Origin of the sequence: Mesorhizobium sp. LNHC221B00 (assembly GCF_000502935.1) — a bacterium.
GTDB lineage: Bacteria > Pseudomonadota > Alphaproteobacteria > Rhizobiales > Rhizobiaceae > Mesorhizobium > Mesorhizobium opportunistum.
This window is the reverse complement of the sequence record NZ_AYWR01000025.1, coordinates 1-17112: the sequence shown is the minus strand read 5'-3', so window position 1 is coordinate 17112 and position 17112 is coordinate 1. Positions and strand designations below refer to the sequence as shown.

Genomic DNA, 17112 nt, shown 5'->3' with positions numbered 1-17112 from the left:
ACCATGAGTTTTCTATGTTCGCTGCCGCTCGCCGTGCAGCTTTTCGGTGCTTGCGCCCCGGCGCCGCCGCTGGCCGTCGGCTATGTCGAAGGCGACTATGTGCTGCTGGCGCCGATCGAGGTGGCGCAGGTCGAGACCGTCACTGTCAAGCGCGGCGATCGCGTCACGTCAGGCGCGACGGTGGTGACGCTGGAAAGCGCCGATGCCAAGATCGCGGTGGCGCAAGCTAAGGCAAGCCTCGCCCAGGCGCAGGCGCTACTCGCCGACCTCCAGGTCGGCAAGCGGCCGGAAGAAATCGCCGCGCTCAAGGCCCAGGTCGACATGGCCAAGGCGCAGGCCGACGACGCCAAGCGCAAATACGACCGCGCCGCCGACCTGTTCAAGCGCGGTACCGGCACGCAGGCGGACTACGACACCGCCTCGGCGACGTTGGAAACCGCCAACGCGCAGGTCGGCCAGGCGCAGGCCAATCTCGCCGTCGGCGGCCTGCCGGCGCGCGCCGAGACGATCAAGGCCGCCGACAATCAGGTCGGCCAAGCGCAGGCGGCGCTCGACCAGGCCGAGTGGCGGCTGTCCAAGCGCATATTGGCGGCGCCATCGCCGGGCCGCGTCAACGACGTCATCCGCAATCCCGGCGACACGGCGGGTCCGACCGCGCCGGTGATTTCGGTACTGCCCGACGGGGCGGTGAAGCTCAGCGTCTATATACCGGAGGCCGCCTTCTCCTCGGTCAAGGTCGGCAGCCTGCTCAGCGTTCATTGCGACGGCTGCGGCGCGGATGTGAAAGCGCGCGTCAGCTACGTCTCGCCCGATCCCGAATTCACCCCGCCGGTGATCTATTCCCTGGAGAACCGGCAGAAGCTGGTCTACCTCGTCGAGGCGCGGCCGGAGGGCGATGCGGGTCCGCTGCAGCCCGGCCAGATTGTCGATGTCGACCTTGCGGAAACGGCAAAATGAATGTCATCGACGTTCATGGCCTGGTCAAGCGCTTCGGCGACAAGACCGTCGTCGACCACGTGACGATGTCGGTCGCCGAGGGCGAGATCGTCGGCTTCCTCGGTCCCAACGGGTCGGGCAAGACCACCACCATCCGCATCATGTGCGGCCTGCTGACGCCGGACGAGGGCGAAGGCACGGTGCTGGGTTTCAACATCCGCACCGACTCGCTCAGGATCAAGCGCGAAGTCGGCTACATGACGCAAAAATTCTCCTTCTACGAGGATTTGACGATCGGCGAGAATCTCGAATTCGTGGCGCGGCTCTACCGGCTGAAGCCGGTCGAGGAGCATGTCGCCAGGACTTTGGAAGAGCTCGGCCTCGCCACGCGCCGCAACCAGCTGGCCGGCACCTTGTCCGGCGGCTGGAAGCAGCGGCTGGCGCTGGCCGCCTGCATCATGCACAAGCCGAAACTGCTGCTGCTCGACGAGCCGACGGCCGGCGTCGACCCCAAGGCGCGGCGCGAATTCTGGGACGAGATCCACCGCCTCGCCAGCGGCGGGCTGACCGTGCTGGTCTCCACCCACTACATGGACGAAGCCGAGCGCTGCCACCGCATCAGCTACATCTCCTACGGCAAGATGCTGGCCACCGGCACCGTGGCCGAGGTGGTCAGGAATGCCGGGCTGGCCACCTTCGTGCTGCAGGGTCCGCAACTCGATCAGGTGGCCGAAGCGCTGCAAGGCCGCCCCGGCGTCGACCAGGTGGCGCCGTTCGGCGCCACGCTGCATGTTGTCGGCTCCGACAAAAAGAAGCTCGAAGCGGCACTTGCCGACGTCGAGAAAGAGCACAAGGGCGTGACGGTGGCGCCGGGTGAAACCAGCCTGGAGGACGTCTTCATCCAGTTCATGTCGGGGTCGAAGGACAACATGGCATGAACGGCATCTTCTCCTTCGCCAGGCTCGGCGCGCTGCTGATCAAGGAATTCATCCAGATGCGGCGCGACCGCATCACCTTCGCCATGATGCTTGGCGTGCCGCTGATACAGCTCGTGCTGTTCGGCTACGCCATCAACAACGATCCGAAGAGCCTGCCTGCCGCACTGGTGGCGACCAGCAGCGACCCCTACACGCGCGCCATTGTCGCGGCGCTGCAGACCACCGGCTACTACCGCTTCGATCACGTCGCGCGAAGCGCCGAGGAGGCCGAGTTCCTGATGGCGCGCGGCGACGTCGCCTTCGTCGTCACCATCCCGGCCGACTTCGCCAAGCGGGTCGAGCGCGGCGACAACCCTCAGATCCTGATCGAGGCCGACGCCACCGATCCCGCGGTCGCCAGCGGCGCCATCTCCACGCTCGGCACCGTCGCCAGCCAGGCCTTGCTCAGGGCCCAGGGCATGCAGGAAGCCGCCGCCGAGGCCGCCAGGGGGCAGCTCGATGTCGTGGTGCACCGGCGCTACAATCCCGAAGGCATCTCGCAATATAACATCGTGCCCGGCCTGCTCGGCGTCATCCTGCAGATGACCATGGTGATGATGACTTCGATCGCGCTGACGCGCGAGACCGAGCGCGGCACGATGGAGAACCTGCTCGCCATGCCGTCGAGCCCGCTCGAGATCATGATGGGCAAGGTGCTGCCCTATCTGGCGGTCGGCGCCGTGCAGGTGGTGGTGGTGCTGGCGGCGGCGAAGCTTCTGTTCGCCATCCCCTTCACCGGGTCGATGTCGCTGCTTTTGTCGGCGGTGCTGGTGTTCGTGCTGTCGCTGGTGCTGCTCGGCTACACGATCTCGACTATCGCGCGCACGCAGATGCAGGCCCTGCAGCTCACCTTCTTCTTCTTCCTGCCGTCGATCATGCTGTCCGGCTTCATGTTCCCCTATCGCGGCATGCCGGATTGGGCGCAGACCTTCGGCGAGATCTTCCCGCTGACGCATTTCCTGCGCATCACCCGCGCGGTGATGCTGAAGGGTGCGCAACTGCCGGCGGTGGCAACCGAGATCGGCTGGCTGGTGGTCTTTGTCGTTTTGTTTGCCGGCGTCGCGTTGGTGCGATTCAGGCGCACGCTGGATTAGGGGCCGCGATATCGGGAAGGTTTGAAGTCGGCGGGACAGAGGGGGGTGCTCAAGCGCGACGCTTCCGCGTGGAGCGCCGCCACCCTACGCCGCCGCCATGATCCCGGCATACGTCCCGAAATCGACATTGCCGCCGGACAGCACCACGGCAACATTTTTGCCCGAAAGCTCGATCTCGCCCGACGACAGCGCCGCCAGCCCGACGCAGCCGCCGGGTTCGACCACCAGCTTGAGATAGGCCATGGCGTCGCGCATCGCCTGCGCCGCCGCCTGGTCCGAGACGGCGATGGCCCCGGCGAGGTTCCTGCGGTTGATCTCGAAGGTGATCACGCCGGGCTCGGCGGTCAGCAGCGCGTCGCAGATGGAATCATGGCCCGGCTCATTCGAAACCCTGGCGCCAGCTGCCAGCGAGCGGCGCGTGTCGTCGAAATGCTCCGGCTCGACCGCCCAGACGGCGGTGTCGGGCGAAGCATCCTTGACGGCGACGGAGATGCCGCTCGACAAGCCGCCGCCGCCGCAGGGAACGATCACCGCGTCGAGGCCGACGCCAAGCGCTCTCGCCTGGCGCATCAGTTCGAGGCCGATCGTACCCTGGCCGGCGATGATGGCTGGATCGTCGAAGGGCGGCACCAGCACCATACCCTTCTCGATGTAAGGGCGGACCACAACCATGCGATCATCGCGAAAACGGTCGAACGGCACCACCTCCGCGCCCATCTTGCGGACATTGCCGACCTTCATCGCCGGCGCGTCGGCGGGCATCGCGATGACCGCCTTGACGCCGAACATGGCGGCCGAAGCGGCGACGCCTTGCGCATGGTTGCCCGAGGAGAAGGCAACGACGCCCCGGCTGCGTTCCGCCTCGCTCAGCGACGACAGCTTGTTGTAGGCGCCGCGGAATTTGAACGAACCGGTGCGCTGCAGCGTCTCCGGCTTGAACAGGATGCGCGCGCCGAAGCGTTTGTTCAGTTCCTGTGATTCGATCAATGGCGTTTCGACGATCAAGCCGGAGAGCCGGGCCGCGGCGGCGTGGATGTCGGCGATGCCGGGAAGGGTGGTCATGACGGATCCTGCGAGATGTGGCACCTTCATGGTGCACGCAAAGGCCGGCGCGACGCCAACGAAAAGATGTGACCGTTACAAAATTTGGCGATTATGACGAGGTACAAAATGTCGCCAGCGTTGCGGCCGGCACACCCCCCTCTGTCCTGCCGGACATCTCCCCCTCAAGGGGGGAGATTGGCTGTTTCATGCGCGGCGTTTCTTCTCTTGCGTTGGAGATTGGCGAAAGCAAAGACAACCGTCGATCTCCCCACTTGAGGGGGAGATGGCCGGCAGGCCAGAGGGGGGCGCTGTCCAGCCAACCTATCGCAATTTCACCCCAGCAGCGTCCGCTGCCTCTTGGTCCCGCCCAGCTTGCGCCAGTTGTTGAAGCGGTGGGTGGCGGCGGCGAAGGAGATTTTCATCTGCTGGGCTACCGAATAGCGCGACTTGCCCTCGTCGAACATGCGGTAGCAGCACTCGACGCCTTCCTCGGTCAGCTTGCCGTCCGGGGCCTTGTTGTGCGGATTGGCGGGGTCGAACTTCTCGACCTGCTGCTCGACCAGGCCCTTCAGGCGCTGCAGGTCGGCCTCGATGCTGGCAATGAGATCGAGAACGGGCTTTGGGTCGAAATACTCTGCGTGCGGCTTCGTCATGCGTTGATCCTCATCCTTGTCTTGGGTTCAACTATATAGGGTAACCTTTGCCAATAATGAAGAGCGCGCTCCGGTGCCGGCTTCAACAATTCTTGAGCCGCGGCCAAGCGCGCGATTGACCCGGGGTCCGGCAAACCGTAGTTTAGAACTATTCTAAACTAGGGTGATTTCCTCATGCTTTCCCGCGTTTTCGGTTTCGGCCGCCGTCCCTTCGAATCGCTGTCCGAACAGGAGATCCTGGCGCTGGCCATTTCATCCGAGGAAGACGACGGACGAATCTACAGGGCCTATGCCGATGGGCTGGCGGATAAGTATCCGCAATCGGCGAAGATGTTCGAGGAGATGGCGCATGAGGAGGACGGCCATCGCGATGCGCTGATCGAGCTTCATCGCAAGCGTTTTGGCGAGCGCATTCCGCTGATCCGGCGCGAACATGTGAAAGGCTATTACGAGCGCAAGCCCGACTGGCTTGTCCGGCCGCTCGGGATCGAAAATGTGCGCAGCCAGGCCGAGGTGATGGAGCGGCAAGCCTACCTGTTTTATGTCGAGGCGGCAAAGCGCACCACCGACGCTTCGACGCGCAAACTGCTCGACCATCTGGCGGCGGTCGAGCAAGGCCACGAGACGCTGGCTCACCAATTGGAGCAGAAGCACGTGCCTGGCGAAGTGAAGGACGAAGAAGCGGCGGCCGAACAGCGCCAATTCATCCTCACCTATGTGCAGCCGGGCCTTGCCGGCCTGATGGATGGCTCTGTGTCGACGCTGGCGCCGATCTTCGCCGCGGCTTTTGCCACGCATGACACCTGGCAGACCTTCCTGGTCGGACTTGCGGCCTCGATCGGCGCCGGCATCTCCATGGGTTTCACCGAAGTCGCCTCCGACGACGGCAAGCTCTCGGGACGCGGCTCACCGATAAAGCGCGGCGTCACGACCGGCGTCATGACGGCCGCAGGCGGCCTCGGCCACGCGCTTCCCTATCTCATCCCACATTTCTGGACCGCGACCGCCGTTGCCGCCGTGGTGGTGTTCTTCGAGTTATGGGCCATCGCCTTCGTCCAGAACCGATACATGCAGACGCCTTTCCTGCGCGCTGCCTTCCAGGTGGTGCTGGGCGGCGCGCTGGTGTTCGCCGCGGGCGTGCTGATCGGGAATGCCTGAGCGACTTTCTCCCTTCCCCCCTTGTGGGGGAAGGTGGATCGGCGCATAGCGCCGAGACGGATGAGGGGTGTTCCAGCGGAGTGAGGCGTTGATTGCCTATCTTCGCGTATCCGTTAGACGAAGGTCCCGCCAAGCTGGAGCACCCCTCATCCGACCGAGCTTCGCTCGGCCACCTTCTCCCACAACGGGGGAAGGAAAAACCGCTACCCATTCACCGCCCGGCTATCGACCGGCGCCTCATCCCTTTCCGTCAGCCCATAATCCCTCATCACATGCGCGATGCGCAGTCGATAGCCGGCAAAGATGCCGCCTCGGCCGGCCTTCTGGGCCTGTCTGTGTTCTTCCGTATTGCGCCAGGCCTTCACCGCTTCCTCGTCGCGCCAGAACGACAGTGACAGGATGCGGTCGGGGTTGGCCAAACTCTGGAAGCGCTCGATCGAGATGAACCCATCGATGCCGTCGAGCAGCGGACGCAGCTTGGCGGCGATGCCGAGATAGGCATCGCGTTTGCCCTCCGCCGGCTCGACCTCGAAGATGACCGCGATCACGGCAACACCAGCTTCGCATGCGGGCCGGAAGCCAGTTTCAGGAACATGCGGTCCTCCTTGAGGATGAATCGTTCACGCTTGGCGAACGCGTAGTTTGCCTTGCCGGCGGGATCGGCCGCAAGCCGGGCGCGATAGGCTTCATAGGCCGCCAGGCTGTCGATGTTGTAGGCGGCGTACGCCGTCGTGGCCGAGCCCTCATGCGGCGCGAAATAGCCGATCAGGTCGGCGCCGCAGCGCGGAATGGCCTGGCCCCAGTTGCGGGCATATTCCTCGAAGGCAGCCCTGCCGAACGGGTCGATCTCGTAGCGGATGAAGCAGGTGATGGTCATGGTCGTCTCCTCGGATCGTTGCATCAATGGTTCGAGCCTGGTCGAAACGTCGCGCACCTGGGTTATGCTAGGCCGTTTCGTGTCAGGAGCCGTCGTGGCGTGCTTCGCCGCCTCCTTGAGCCGATCGGAGAATAATGCTTATCTGACGAGAATGCTTCGATGAGGAACGAACTATGCGTGAAGGACCCGACATTGCCCGCATCGCCAGCCTGGTCGGCGATCCGGCCCGCGCCAACATGCTGAACGCGCTGATGGGCGGCACCGCATTGACCGCGAGCGAACTGGCGCTGGAAGCCGGTGTCTCGTTGCCGACCGCTTCCTCGCATCTGTCGAAACTGATGGAGGGCGGCCTTCTGACCCTGGCCAGCCAAGGCCGCCATCGCTATTACGGCCTCGCCGGGCCGCAGGTGGCCGGCATGATCGAGGCCATCACCGGGGTCGCCGAGGCCGTCGGCCCGAAGCGCGTGCGGCCGGGCCCGCGCGACGGCGCCATGCGCGTGGCCCGCGTCTGCTACGATCACCTCGCCGGCGAGCAGGCCGTGGCGATGCTCGATCGTCTGGTCGAAAAAGATATCCTGCAGCGTGACGACAAGGAAATCAGGCTCGGGCCGTCGGCCGCATCGCATTTCGCGGCAATAGGCATCGATGTCGGCGCCAGGCCGCGCCGCCCGGTCTGCCGCGCCTGCCTCGACTGGAGCGTGCGCCGCTCCCACCTCGCCGGCACGCTGGGCGCCGCTATCTTGGACAAGATCCTTGCCGAGAAATGGGCCCGCCGCGAGAAGGACAGCCGCGCGGTGGTGTTTTCGCCGCCGGGAAAGCAGGCGTTCGAGAGGGTGTTTTTGAGCTGATGGCTCAGCGGCGCTACTCCGGCAGTCGTTGGCGGGACAGCACCCCCCTCTGGCCTGCCGGCCATCTCCCCCGCAAGGAGGGAGATTAGGCGCTCCTCCACTTTCGCCAATCTCCAACGTTGCAGAAATGAACGACACTTTGAAATAGCCGATCTCCCCCCTTGCGGGGGAGATGTCCGGCAGGACAGAGGGGGGTGTGACGGAACGCTACGTCCGCCATTCTGCTGATGTTGCACTTGCATCGGAAGGTCTCGGCATCGTCTCGGACCTACCCCCGCTTCAACACCTTCCCTCTCTTGAAAAAATCCTCCCACGGGTCGGCTTCCTTCAACTGCTTCATCGTCGTCTTGTCGCCGATCGGGAAGGCGTTGGGCGCCAGTCCGGCCTCGATTTCGGCCCAGGTCACCGGCATCGACACGGTGGCGCCCTTCTTGGCGCGCGAGGAATAGGGCGCGACCGTTGTGGCGCCCCTGCCATTGCGCAGATAGTCGACGAAGATTTTCCCGGTGCGCGCCTTTTTCGACAGTGTCGCCGTATAACGGTCAGGGGCGGCCTGCTCGAGCGCCCTGGCGAAATCATGGGCGAAATTCTTGACCTCGTCCCAGTCCGCCGAGGGCTTCAGCGGCACCAGCACATGATAACCCTTGCCGCCCGATGTCTTGACGAAGTTCGGCAGCGACAGCTCGTCGAGCTTGTCCTTGATATCCAGCGCGGCGTCGCGCACCTTCTTGACGTCGACGCCTTCGTCGGGATCGAGATCGAAGATGATCTGGTCGGGCTTTTCGATCTCGTCGACGGTAGAGCCCCAGATATGAACTTCGACGACGCCGTACTGGACCAGCGCGGCGATGCCGTCGAAATCCCGGATGAACAGGATCTCCTCGCCGTCCGTCGGGTCCTTCATCCGGGCTATCTTGTCGCTCATCCCGGCCGAGGCGTGCTTCTGGAAAAAGCGCTGGCCGCCGACGCCATCGGGCGCCCGTACCAGGCTGAGCGGCCGGTTGATCACGAAGCGCTCCATGCGCGGCCAAACCTGCGCGTAGTGATCAAGCAGGCCCTGCTTGGAGATTTTTTCGTCGGGCCACAGCAGCTTGTCGGGATGGGAGAGTTTTACCGTGGTTGTCATCGCCCCGGCAGGTTTGCCAGCGCCGCTGGGCGCGGATTTCGCCCTGGCTGAGCTCTTGCCTCCTGGTTCCTTGGCCCCTGATCCCTTGGGTGTCGCCGCCCTGGGCTTTTCCTGCACGACTTCCTCCGCCGGCTTGTCCTCGCGCAGCCCCTGGAACGAGGCATGGCGTATTATACGGTCCGATGTCCAGCTGCGGAACTCCACTTCGCCGACAAGCTCGGGTTTGACCCAGACCAGCCCCTTGCCCTTGGGCACGGCTGCGTCGAAAGGCGAGGTATTCGCCTTCAGCGCATCGAGTTTCTTCTTCAGATCGTTGGCGCCCCTGGTGGAGAAGCCGGTGCCGACGCGGCCGGCATAGTGCAGTTTGCCGCCCTCGTAATAACCGACCAGCAGCGAACGCAGCCCGCGCCCGGTCTTGTCCGACGGCAAATAGCCGCCGATGACGAATTCCTGCCGCGCCGTGCATTTCGACTTCACCCAGCTAGGGCCGCGCCCGCTGCGATAGGGCGCGTCGGCGCGTTTGGAGACGACGCCCTCCAGTCCCATGCGGCAGGCATGCTCCAGCATGATCTTGCCGGGCTCGGTGAAATGGTCGGAGAAACGCACCGCCGCGTTCTCGGATGGCTTGCCGAGCAGTTCCTGCAGGGCTTGCTTGCGCTCGACCAGCGGCTCGCGGCGCAGGTCCTTGCCGTCGAGGCGCATCAGGTCGAAGACATAGTAGATGAAGCGGTTTGTCCGCTTTGCCGACAGGTCCTGCTGCAGCAATGAAAAGGACGAGACACCGCTGTCGGCCAGCACGACGACCTCGCCGTCGATGATGGCGTCGCTGCACTTCAGGCGAGCGAGTTCGGCAACGATCTCGCCGCCGAATTTCTCCGTCCAGTCGAGGCCGGCGCGGGTCAAGAGCCGCACCTCCGTGCCGGCGATCTGTGCCTGTATGCGATAGCCGTCGAACTTCACCTCGTGCAGCCAGTCCTCGCCCGACGGAGCCTCCCGTTCCAGCGTGGCAAGCTGCGGTTCGACAAAGTCGAGTTTCCGGCCCGCGGCCTTCGCCTTGCTGGCGGCCGGCCTGTTGGAATGCCAGACTTTCGGTTTCTCGCCCCTGGCGGCCTTGCCCGCGCCGACCTCCTCGATTGTCAGGCCCGACTTCACCGATTGCGGCGCCTCCTGAAGGATATCCTCGCCCGGACGCGCCGCCGCATCGTCCGACTTGATCAGCAGCCAGTTGTCGCGCTTCTCCCCCGGGCGCGGCCTCAGCCGCACCAGATGCCATGAGCCATGCAACCTATGGCCCTTGAGCTCGAAGTTGATATGGCCCTTCTTCATCGCCTTGGCCGGGTCGGTCTCGGGAACCCATGTCCCCTCGTCCCAGACGATGACAGAGCCGCCGCCATATTCGCCCTTGGGAATGGTGCCTTCGAACCCGGCATAGTCGATCGGGTGGTCCTCGACGTGGACGGCGAGCCGCTTTTCATGCGGATCGAGGCTCGGGCCGCGCGTCACCGCCCAGCTCCACAGCACCCCGTCATGCTCGAGGCGGAAATCGTAATGCAGCCTGGTCGCCGCATGCTTCTGGATTACGAAGAGACCGCCACCAACCTCGCCCTTCTTGCCGCGCGCGACCTTGCCGGCCGGTTCGGACGTCTTCTTGAAGTCGCGCTTGGAATGATACTGTTCGAGTCCGGCCATTATTCCCTGGTCCTCAAGCTTCCCTGGTCCTCAGGCTTCCCTGTCCCTCAGGCCGATTTGCGTTTGGGCGCGGCGGTTTTCGGCTTGGCGCGTTTGGCTGCCGGCTTGGGTTTCGCCGACGAAGACGCTTTCGATGACCCGGAGTCCGACAGGCTCTTCTTCAACGCGTCGAACAGGTTGATGACATTGGAAGGTTTTGGCGCGGCCTTTGCCTTCGGCGCCTTGTGGCCGGCCTTCTTGGCGCGGATCAGCTCGAGCAGCGCGTCCTCATATTTGTCGTCGAATTTCGACGGATCGAACTTCGCCTTCTTCTTGTCGATGATCAGTTCGGCAAGATCGGTCATCTCCTGGTCGGTCTTCACCGCCTCGATCTCGCCGAACACGGTATCGGGCTGGCGCACCGTGTTGTCATAGCGCAGCGTGGTCAGCACCATGCCCTTGCCGAGCGGCTCGATGACCACGGGACGTTCGCGTCGGTAAAGCACGATGCGCGCCAGCCCGGCCATCTTCTTGCCCGCCATGGCGTCGCGAATGACGGCAAACGCTTCTTCCGACACCTTGTCGCCCGGCGCGACATAATAGGGCGTATCGAGATAGACCTGCTGGATCGAGGCCTTGTCGACGAAACCGTCGAGGCTCATCGTGTGCGAGGATTCGATCTGCACCGCCTCGATCTCGTCTTCCTCGATATGGATGAATTCACCGTCGTCGAGTTCATAACCCTTGATCTCGTCATCGTCGCCAAGCGGCTCGCCGGTCTCGGCGTCGACATAGATGCGCTTCACCGTATTGCCGGTCTTGCGGTTGAGGATGCGGAAAGACACCCTTTCGGTTTGGGTGACGACATTGGTCAGTTCGACGGCGCAGGTGACCAGCGACAGCTTCAGATAGCCCCTCCAGGCAGGACGCGGCGCCATGACAACTCCCTTTAGGAACGCGATGAAGGTGAGAACGGATGGCGCGCGCTCCAGTTCCTTGCCAGTTTCCTGATCGCTTGATGTTCGAGCACCTTGAAGTCAGGCCCGCATCGAAGCGTCCAGAACGGAAATTTCACAGGCGCGGCGGAAATTGAAACAGAACCGCGCGCGGGCGACATTCAAACGAAACATATGTGATGCAAAAGTCACACTGGGCGAAATGGCGACAAAAGGCACCGAAACACCCCGAATCAGCCGCATTCCGGCCACCAAGCGACGGGTTTTCGACCAGAAATTAACATCACGTTCACCGACTATTCACGCCTCGATGCTATCATTCTCGCAATTCGGAAGGGACATCCGAAAATCGGGACAGGGACAGGGTAAATGAACTTCCTCACGCACCTCATCGGCTATGCCGCCGCCATCCGCGAATTCGTCGCGCCGACCTACCGGCCCGAGCGCTACTACATGCGCGGTCCCGGTCCGGCTTGCGCCCGTCGCGGCACGTCGCTGGGCGCGCACTGACCATGACGTTCGAGAGCCGCCACAACAGCCGCATCTGCAGGCCCGGTGCCAACGCGCGTGCCACCACCTATCGTGCCGAGCGTCCCGTTCTGGGTGACCGGGTCCTCGGTGACGGGCGGCGTGCGGCATCGCCGCGTCTTTGATCCCGCCTGCGGCTGGCTCAGTGTCTGGGAACACGAGCAGCCGAGGCCAGCGTGACCGATCTTCCCCAGTCAAGTCTGCCCCCGTTCAATCGACCCAAAGTCCAGCGACCCAAGTACAGTCCCTCTGAGCCGTCAGGTACAAGCCGTCAGCTGATCGTCTTCGATGGCGTCTGCGTACTCTGCTCCGGCTTCGTGCGCATGGTGGTCAAGCTGGACCGCAAAAGCCGCTTCCGCTTCGCCACCGCCCAGTCGCCTTTCGGCGAAGCGCTGTTCAGGAAGCACGGGCTGCGCACAGACGCTTACGAAACCAATCTCGTCCTTGTCGACGGCGCCGCCTTCACGCGGCTCGACAGTTTTGTCGCCGTCATGGCGGAACTCGGCTGGCCGTGGCGCGCGGCCAAGGCGCTCTTGCTGCTGCCGCGCCCGCTGCGCGACTGGCTCTATGAGCGCGTCGCCAAGAATCGCTATGCCCTGTTCGGCAGGAAGGACAGCTGCGACATTCCGTCGGCCGAACTGCGCGGGCGGTTCCTTGGCTAGATTGCGATCTCGCCGCGCAACTGGCGTTGGTGCGCTATCGCGGCTGGCTCGTGCCATCCGACCCGCATGGCTCCAGCGCGATGGAGCCGCCGGCCTCCCTGCCGAGTTCCCGGCAGCCCTGAACCGTGCACAGCGTCCAGCCGTTGCCAGTCGCGCCGGAGGCGGCGAGAGAGACGTGACGCTGCGGCCCAACCTTCGGGGCATAGGCCCACCAGCCGTCTTTCAGCTCCGCGCCCTCCGGTGGCTCCATGCCGGCGCCCGAACCCTTGATGCGCGCCTCGACCACTTGCAGGCCGGACGGCGTCACCTTCCAGTCTTCCTCCCATCGCGTCCGTTCCACCGAATGCGTCCAGGACAGCGTGAAGGCGGCGATCGCCAGCGTCACCGTCTTGCCGGCGGCGAGGATGCACAGGCTCATGCGCTGCTATTTCTTTGCTTGAGCACGATCTCTTCCGAAAACCGGATCCCACTTTTCGGGATCATGCTCTGGCCCGCCGCGCCCGCCAGCAGTGCCAGCCGATCCAGGCAAGCGACAGCGCCCAGCCGGTTTCGTCGGTGAGCGGCAGCGCCGCGACCAGGAGCACGCCGGCGGCGAAGGCGACAAGCCGTTCCCACCATGCCATGCGGGTGACGAGGAAACCGACGGCGGCCGCGCCCCACAGCACGATGCCCATGCACGCCTTGACGACGATATAGGCGACCTCGATGGGATAGCCGAACTCAGCGGCGATCGGCCCGGCGTCCTGCAGCATCAGCGCCGGCGTGTAGACAGCCATGAACGGCACCACGAAGCCGGCGATGGCCAGCTTGGTCGCCTGGATGCCGATCTTGAGGCCGCTCTCCTTGGCCATCGGTGCCGCCGCGAAGGCGGCCAGCGCCACCGGTGGCGTCAGATCGGCCATGATGCCGAAATAGAAGACGAACATGTGGCTGACCACCAGCGGCACGCCGAGCGACAGCAGCGCCGGGCCGGCCAGCGACGAGGTGATGATGTAGTTGGGGATGGTCGGGATGCCCATGCCGAGCACCAGGCAGGTCAGCATCGTCAGCACCAGCGACAGGAACAGGTTGTTCTCGCCGATCGAGATGATCCAGCCGATGAAGGTCGATGCGATGCCGGTCAGTGTCAGCGTGCCGATGACGATGCCGACGATGGCGCAGGCAATGCCGACCGGCAGTGCGTTTTTCGCCCCTTCGGCAAGCGAATCGACGCAGATCCGCAGCGTTTCGCGCCCACCCTTGAATGTCGCGCAGGCGATGATCAGGGCGCCAATGACGAGGCTTAGGACGTTGACGCCGAACTTCATGAACGAGGCCGCAGCAAGCCCGAGCGCCAGCCAGAAGACGATGCGGAAGGCGAGCGGCCCGACCGCCGCCGCCAATGGCGTGCCGAGGATGAGCACGATGGTCAGCGCCAGCCCCATCGTGCCGGCGAAGACCGGCGTGTAGCCGGCGAACAACAGATAGATCAGCGCGGCCAGCGGCAGCACCAGCGGCCAGTGCTGCCGCACCGCGTCCCACGGGTTGGGCAGGTCCGCCTTGGCCATGCCGCGCAGGCCGGCCTTGCCGGCCTCCAGATGCACCTGCCAGAAGCAGGCGCCGAAATAGAGCATTGCAGGGATGATCGCCGCCTTGACCACGTCGGCATAGGGAATGTTCAGCGTCTCGGCCATGATGAAGGCGACGGCGCCCATCACCGGCGGCATGATCTGGCCGCCCATCGAGGACGTCGCCTCGACCGCGCCGGCGAAGGCCGGGCGGAAGCCGAAGCGCTTCATCAGCGGAATGGTGAACTGGCCGCTTGCCACCACATTGGCGACGCCGGAACCGGAAATCGTGCCCATCAGCGCCGACGACAAAACGCAGACCTGCGCCGGGCCGCCGCGCCATGAACCGACGAGGCCGAGCGCGAAATCGTTGAACAGCGCGATCATGCCGGCGCGTTCGAGAAAGGCGGCAAAGACCACGAAGATGAAGATATAGGCCGCCGAAACGTAGATCGGCGTGCCGTATATGCCTTCCGTGCCGTAGGCGAAGGTGTCGACCAGCTGGGCGAAGTCGTAGCCGCGATGGATGAAGGGCGCCGGCAAATGGTTGCCGAAGAAACAATAGGCGAGGAAGATGAAGGCGATTGTTGCGAGCGGCAGCCCCATCAGCCGCCTGGCCGCCTCGAACACCAGCACCACCAGCACCGCGCCGACGATCAGGTCCGGTGTGGTCAGGAAGCCGGAGCGCCGGATGAGATCGGAATAGAACATCCAGTTGTAGAGGCCGGTGCCGAAGCCGAGCGCGCCGAGCGTCCAGAAAATTGTTTTTGCTGCCATGCTTTTGGCGCGCAGATTGGCGATCAGGGCAAAGCCGAGCAGCAGCAGGAAGCCGACATGCATGGCCCGCACCACCTGGCTCGGAAGGCTGCCATAGGCGGCGATGTAGATCTGGAATGCGGAAAAGGCGACGGCGATGACAAACGCCGCCTTGCCGGCGATGCCGTCGCCGAACCCCGGCGGCAGGCCTTCGACTTGCTCTTCGGCGACAGGGAGATGGAAAGTACTGGAGGATTTGCTGTCGGCTGGTTCGCTCATCCGACGCACTCCCAAGCAAGCGAACTGCAGCGCGAGGCGCCCCCCTCTGCCCTGCCGGGCATCTTCCCCTCGAGGGGGGAGATCAGCGGCATCGATGTCGGCGCAGGTTTTGCAAGGTTTGTCGAAGAACATAACAACGGCCAATCTCCCCCCTTGAGGGGGAGATGCCCGGCAGGGCAGAGGGGGGCGCTTAGCGAAGACATCTCAGATAAGCCGAGCGAACCTTGCTACTTCACCAGCCCCTTCTCCTTGTAATACCGCTCCGCGCCCGGATGCAGCGGCACCGGCATGCCGTCGATCGCCTTGGCCGGATCGATGCCCTTGGCGGCGGCGTGCGCGGCGGCAAGCTGGTCGAGATGGTCGAACATCTGCTTGGTCATCTGGTAGGCGGTCTCGTCCGGGACGTCGGCGCGGGTGATGAGGAAATTGCCGACGGCGGCGGTGGCGACGTCCTCGCTCTGGCCCTCATAGGTGCCCTTGGGAATGACCACCGACAGATAGGGCGCGCCGATCTTGGCGACGTCCTCGGCCGGCACGGCAACGACGTTGATCGGCACCGAGGTGGCGAGGTCGCGGATCGAGGCGACGCCGAGTCCCGCCGACTGCAGCGTGGCGTCGAGCTGGCGGTTCTTGATCAGTTCGACGGATTCGGCGAAGGGCAAATATTCGACCCGGCCGAGATCCTCGTATTTCAACCCTGCGGCGGCGAAGATGGCGCGCGCGTTGAGTTCGGTGCCGGAGGCCGGCGCGCCGACCGACAGGCTCTTGCCCTTGAGGTCGGCAAGCGTCTTGATGCCGGACTCCTGGCTGGCGACGATCTGGATGTAGTTGGGATAGATGGCGGCGATGCCGCGCAATTTGTCGAGCTTGCCGGGGAAACCGGCCTCGGCATTGCCTTCGGCGGCGAGCTTGACGGAATCGCCGAGGGCAAACGCGATCTCGCCCTTGCCCTGCTGCAGCAGGTTGAGGTTCTCGACCGAGGCCTTGGTCGCCTGCACCTGGGTACGGGCGCCCGCGATGCCCTTGCCGTAGATCTCCGACAGCGCCACGCCGAGCGGGTAGTAGACGCCTGACGTGCCGCCGGTCAGTACGTTGATGAATTCTTGCGCGCCGGCGGAAACAACGCCAAGGCCAAGCGAAAGCGCCACCGCGCTGGCTGCAACAAATCTCGTCCTGAAACGGAACATCTGCTTTCCTCCCTGAAAAGATCGACCGCACCACCTCCTCGGTGCGAACCGGGCCAAGTTTAGACAGCGAGCCGCAAATGCCAACCGGCAATCGTAGCCATTAGACGAACGGTTGAGTGCATGGGCGACACCTTCCGGCTTGCGCTAGGCGCGGCCACGGCCGAAAGATTTTCACGGCACCTGTCGAAATCGGCCGACACCGCACGACATACGTCTGGCCCCGCAAGACGCGGCCTTCCAAACCACGGGAGAAAACCCATGCGATACATGCTTTTGATCAACAATGACGAAGCCGCGCTGGCGAACACGCCGGTCGAGAAGGCCCAACAGATGAGCGCGGCCTATGCCGCCTACACCGAAGCGTTGAAGAAGTCCGGTGCGTGGCTGGCCGGCGAAAGGTTGCGTCCGACCCAGGCAACCACCTCGGTGCGGATCGCCGACGGCAAGACCAACGTCATCGACGGCCCCTATGCCGACACCAAGGAGCAGCTTGCCGGCTTCTACATGATCGAGGCGGCCGACATCGATACCGCCATCGAATGGGCGGCGCGCTGTCCGGCGGCCAGCACCGGCACGGTCGAGTTGCGGCCGATCTGGGAAATGGCCGACTACATGCCCAAGAAATGACGATGTGCCGGGAAATAGCGATGTGATGGACAGTCGTCCGGAGATCGTCCGGGCGGCGGCGGAAGCGGCCGCCCGGCAAAGCTATGGCAAGCTGGTCGCCTGGCTGTCGGCGCGCACGCGCGACGTAGCCGCCGCCGAGGACGCGCTGGCCGATGCCTTTGCCGCGGCGCTCGAACGCTGGCCGCGCAC

The 17112-nt window shown here is 64.3% G+C and carries 17 protein-coding genes and 1 pseudogene; 9 read left to right on the top strand and 9 right to left on the bottom strand.

The genetic code is table 11. The features are described from left to right. The first annotated feature begins 3 nt into the window (after window positions 1-3). Genes X741_RS141935 through X741_RS141945 form a run of 3 tightly spaced genes read left to right on the top strand, consistent with a single transcriptional unit; the run spans window position 4 to window position 3007 of the window. Complete coding sequence (locus X741_RS141935) at window positions 4-957, top strand: HlyD family efflux transporter periplasmic adaptor subunit (protein WP_031250427.1); 954 nt, start codon at window positions 4-6, stop codon at window positions 955-957. Then, window positions 954-1874 (top strand): ABC transporter ATP-binding protein, encoded by a 921-nt coding sequence (locus X741_RS141940; RefSeq protein ID WP_023779931.1) that lies wholly within the window; start codon window positions 954-956, stop codon window positions 1872-1874. Before X741_RS141935 ends, X741_RS141940 begins: the two co-directional genes overlap by 4 nt. Then, window positions 1871-3007 (top strand): ABC transporter permease, encoded by a 1137-nt coding sequence (locus X741_RS141945; RefSeq protein ID WP_023779930.1) that lies wholly within the window; start codon window positions 1871-1873, stop codon window positions 3005-3007. The genes X741_RS141940 and X741_RS141945 overlap by 4 nt, the downstream gene beginning before the upstream one ends. Before the next feature lie 84 nt (window positions 3008-3091). Here X741_RS141945 and X741_RS141950 read toward each other — a convergent pair whose 3' ends face one another. Both X741_RS141950 and X741_RS141955 read right to left on the bottom strand, forming a co-directional pair. Continuing rightward, a complete protein-coding gene (locus X741_RS141950; protein ID WP_031250425.1) occupies window positions 3092-4069 on the bottom strand; it encodes a threonine/serine dehydratase in 978 nt (325 codons plus the stop codon). A gap of 314 nt (window positions 4070-4383) precedes the next feature. Then, window positions 4384-4704, bottom strand: a complete 321-nt coding sequence (locus X741_RS141955) for a hypothetical protein (RefSeq protein WP_023779928.1) — start codon at window positions 4702-4704, stop codon at window positions 4384-4386. A 174-nt stretch (window positions 4705-4878) separates the two neighbouring features. Here X741_RS141955 and mbfA point away from each other — a divergent pair, with 174 nt between their 5' ends. Beyond that, window positions 4879-5862: an iron exporter MbfA gene (gene mbfA, locus X741_RS141960; protein ID WP_023779927.1), complete on the top strand. Its 984-nt coding sequence runs from the start codon at window positions 4879-4881 to the stop codon at window positions 5860-5862. 203 nt (window positions 5863-6065) lie between these two features. On the opposite strand, the gene X741_RS141965 is transcribed toward mbfA, so the two are convergent. Together X741_RS141965 and X741_RS141970 are read right to left on the bottom strand one after the other, a co-directional pair. Next, on the bottom strand, window positions 6066-6410 hold the full coding sequence (locus X741_RS141965; protein ID WP_023779926.1) for an antibiotic biosynthesis monooxygenase: 345 nt from the start codon (window positions 6408-6410) through the stop codon (window positions 6066-6068). Then, entirely contained in the window at window positions 6407-6739 is a 333-nt protein-coding gene (locus X741_RS141970) for an NIPSNAP family protein (protein ID WP_031250424.1), read from the bottom strand. The genes X741_RS141965 and X741_RS141970 overlap by 4 nt, the downstream gene beginning before the upstream one ends. A gap of 173 nt (window positions 6740-6912) precedes the next feature. On the opposite strand from X741_RS141970, the gene X741_RS141975 reads away from it, so the two are divergent. Further along, window positions 6913-7587 carry a winged helix-turn-helix domain-containing protein gene (locus X741_RS141975; protein ID WP_023779924.1) on the top strand — a complete coding sequence of 225 codons (675 nt, stop codon included), beginning with the start codon at window positions 6913-6915 and terminating at the stop codon, window positions 7585-7587. Window positions 7588-7855: 268 nt separating this feature from the next. Here X741_RS141975 and ligD read toward each other — a convergent pair whose 3' ends face one another. After that, on the bottom strand, window positions 7856-10402 hold the full coding sequence (gene ligD, locus X741_RS141980; protein WP_023779923.1) for a DNA ligase D: 2547 nt from the start codon (window positions 10400-10402) through the stop codon (window positions 7856-7858). A 47-nt stretch (window positions 10403-10449) separates the two neighbouring features. Continuing rightward, a complete protein-coding gene (locus tag X741_RS141985; protein ID WP_023779922.1) occupies window positions 10450-11319 on the bottom strand; it encodes a Ku protein in 870 nt (289 codons plus the stop codon). Window positions 11320-11706: 387 nt separating this feature from the next. On the opposite strand from X741_RS141985, the gene X741_RS1000000169020 reads away from it, so the two are divergent. Beyond that, window positions 11707-11847: a hypothetical protein gene (locus tag X741_RS1000000169020; protein ID WP_013892047.1), complete on the top strand. Its 141-nt coding sequence runs from the start codon at window positions 11707-11709 to the stop codon at window positions 11845-11847. Window positions 11848-12140: 293 nt separating this feature from the next. Next, window positions 12141-12527 carry a DCC1-like thiol-disulfide oxidoreductase family protein gene (locus X741_RS0135800; RefSeq protein WP_156937947.1) on the top strand — a complete coding sequence of 129 codons (387 nt, stop codon included), beginning with the start codon at window positions 12141-12143 and terminating at the stop codon, window positions 12525-12527. Between the two features lie 34 nt (window positions 12528-12561). Here X741_RS0135800 and X741_RS141990 read toward each other — a convergent pair whose 3' ends face one another. From X741_RS141990 to X741_RS142000, 3 genes are all read right to left on the bottom strand, one after another. Continuing rightward, complete coding sequence (locus X741_RS141990; RefSeq protein ID WP_023779920.1) at window positions 12562-12945, bottom strand: DUF1850 domain-containing protein; 384 nt, start codon at window positions 12943-12945, stop codon at window positions 12562-12564. A gap of 61 nt (window positions 12946-13006) precedes the next feature. Next, window positions 13007-15109 (bottom strand): TRAP transporter permease, encoded by a 2103-nt coding sequence (locus X741_RS141995; RefSeq protein ID WP_023779919.1) that lies wholly within the window; start codon window positions 15107-15109, stop codon window positions 13007-13009. Between the two features lie 227 nt (window positions 15110-15336). Continuing rightward, on the bottom strand, window positions 15337-16296 hold the full coding sequence (locus X741_RS142000; protein WP_023779918.1) for a TAXI family TRAP transporter solute-binding subunit: 960 nt from the start codon (window positions 16294-16296) through the stop codon (window positions 15337-15339). 258 nt (window positions 16297-16554) lie between these two features. Between X741_RS142000 and X741_RS142005 the strand changes: the two genes are divergently transcribed. Together X741_RS142005 and X741_RS1000000171180 are read left to right on the top strand one after the other, a co-directional pair. Beyond that, window positions 16555-16923 carry a YciI family protein gene (locus X741_RS142005; protein WP_013892042.1) on the top strand — a complete coding sequence of 123 codons (369 nt, stop codon included), beginning with the start codon at window positions 16555-16557 and terminating at the stop codon, window positions 16921-16923. Window positions 16924-16948: 25 nt separating this feature from the next. After that, window positions 16949-17112 (top strand): annotated as a pseudogene (locus X741_RS1000000171180) (RNA polymerase subunit sigma-70); the annotation flags it as partial.

Coding starts and splice junctions, on each gene's coding strand:
- X741_RS141985 (WP_023779922.1), bottom strand. CDS start 11,319: ATGGCGCCGCGTCCTGCCTGGAGGGGCTATCTGAAGCTGTCGCTGGTC.
- X741_RS141990 (WP_023779920.1), bottom strand. CDS start 12,945: ATGAGCCTGTGCATCCTCGCCGCCGGCAAGACGGTGACGCTGGCGATC.
- mbfA (WP_023779927.1), top strand. CDS start 4,879: ATGCTTTCCCGCGTTTTCGGTTTCGGCCGCCGTCCCTTCGAATCGCTG.
- X741_RS141950 (WP_031250425.1), bottom strand. CDS start 4,069: ATGACCACCCTTCCCGGCATCGCCGACATCCACGCCGCCGCGGCCCGG.
- X741_RS141995 (WP_023779919.1), bottom strand. CDS start 15,109: ATGAGCGAACCAGCCGACAGCAAATCCTCCAGTACTTTCCATCTCCCT.
- X741_RS141975 (WP_023779924.1), top strand. CDS start 6,913: ATGCGTGAAGGACCCGACATTGCCCGCATCGCCAGCCTGGTCGGCGAT.
- X741_RS141940 (WP_023779931.1), top strand. CDS start 954: ATGAATGTCATCGACGTTCATGGCCTGGTCAAGCGCTTCGGCGACAAG.
- X741_RS141970 (WP_031250424.1), bottom strand. CDS start 6,739: ATGACCATCACCTGCTTCATCCGCTACGAGATCGACCCGTTCGGCAGG.
- X741_RS141935 (WP_031250427.1), top strand. CDS start 4: ATGAGTTTTCTATGTTCGCTGCCGCTCGCCGTGCAGCTTTTCGGTGCT.
- X741_RS1000000169020 (WP_013892047.1), top strand. CDS start 11,707: ATGAACTTCCTCACGCACCTCATCGGCTATGCCGCCGCCATCCGCGAA.
- X741_RS142005 (WP_013892042.1), top strand. CDS start 16,555: ATGCGATACATGCTTTTGATCAACAATGACGAAGCCGCGCTGGCGAAC.
- X741_RS142000 (WP_023779918.1), bottom strand. CDS start 16,296: ATGTTCCGTTTCAGGACGAGATTTGTTGCAGCCAGCGCGGTGGCGCTT.
- X741_RS141945 (WP_023779930.1), top strand. CDS start 1,871: ATGAACGGCATCTTCTCCTTCGCCAGGCTCGGCGCGCTGCTGATCAAG.
- ligD (WP_023779923.1), bottom strand. CDS start 10,402: ATGGCCGGACTCGAACAGTATCATTCCAAGCGCGACTTCAAGAAGACG.
- X741_RS141955 (WP_023779928.1), bottom strand. CDS start 4,704: ATGACGAAGCCGCACGCAGAGTATTTCGACCCAAAGCCCGTTCTCGAT.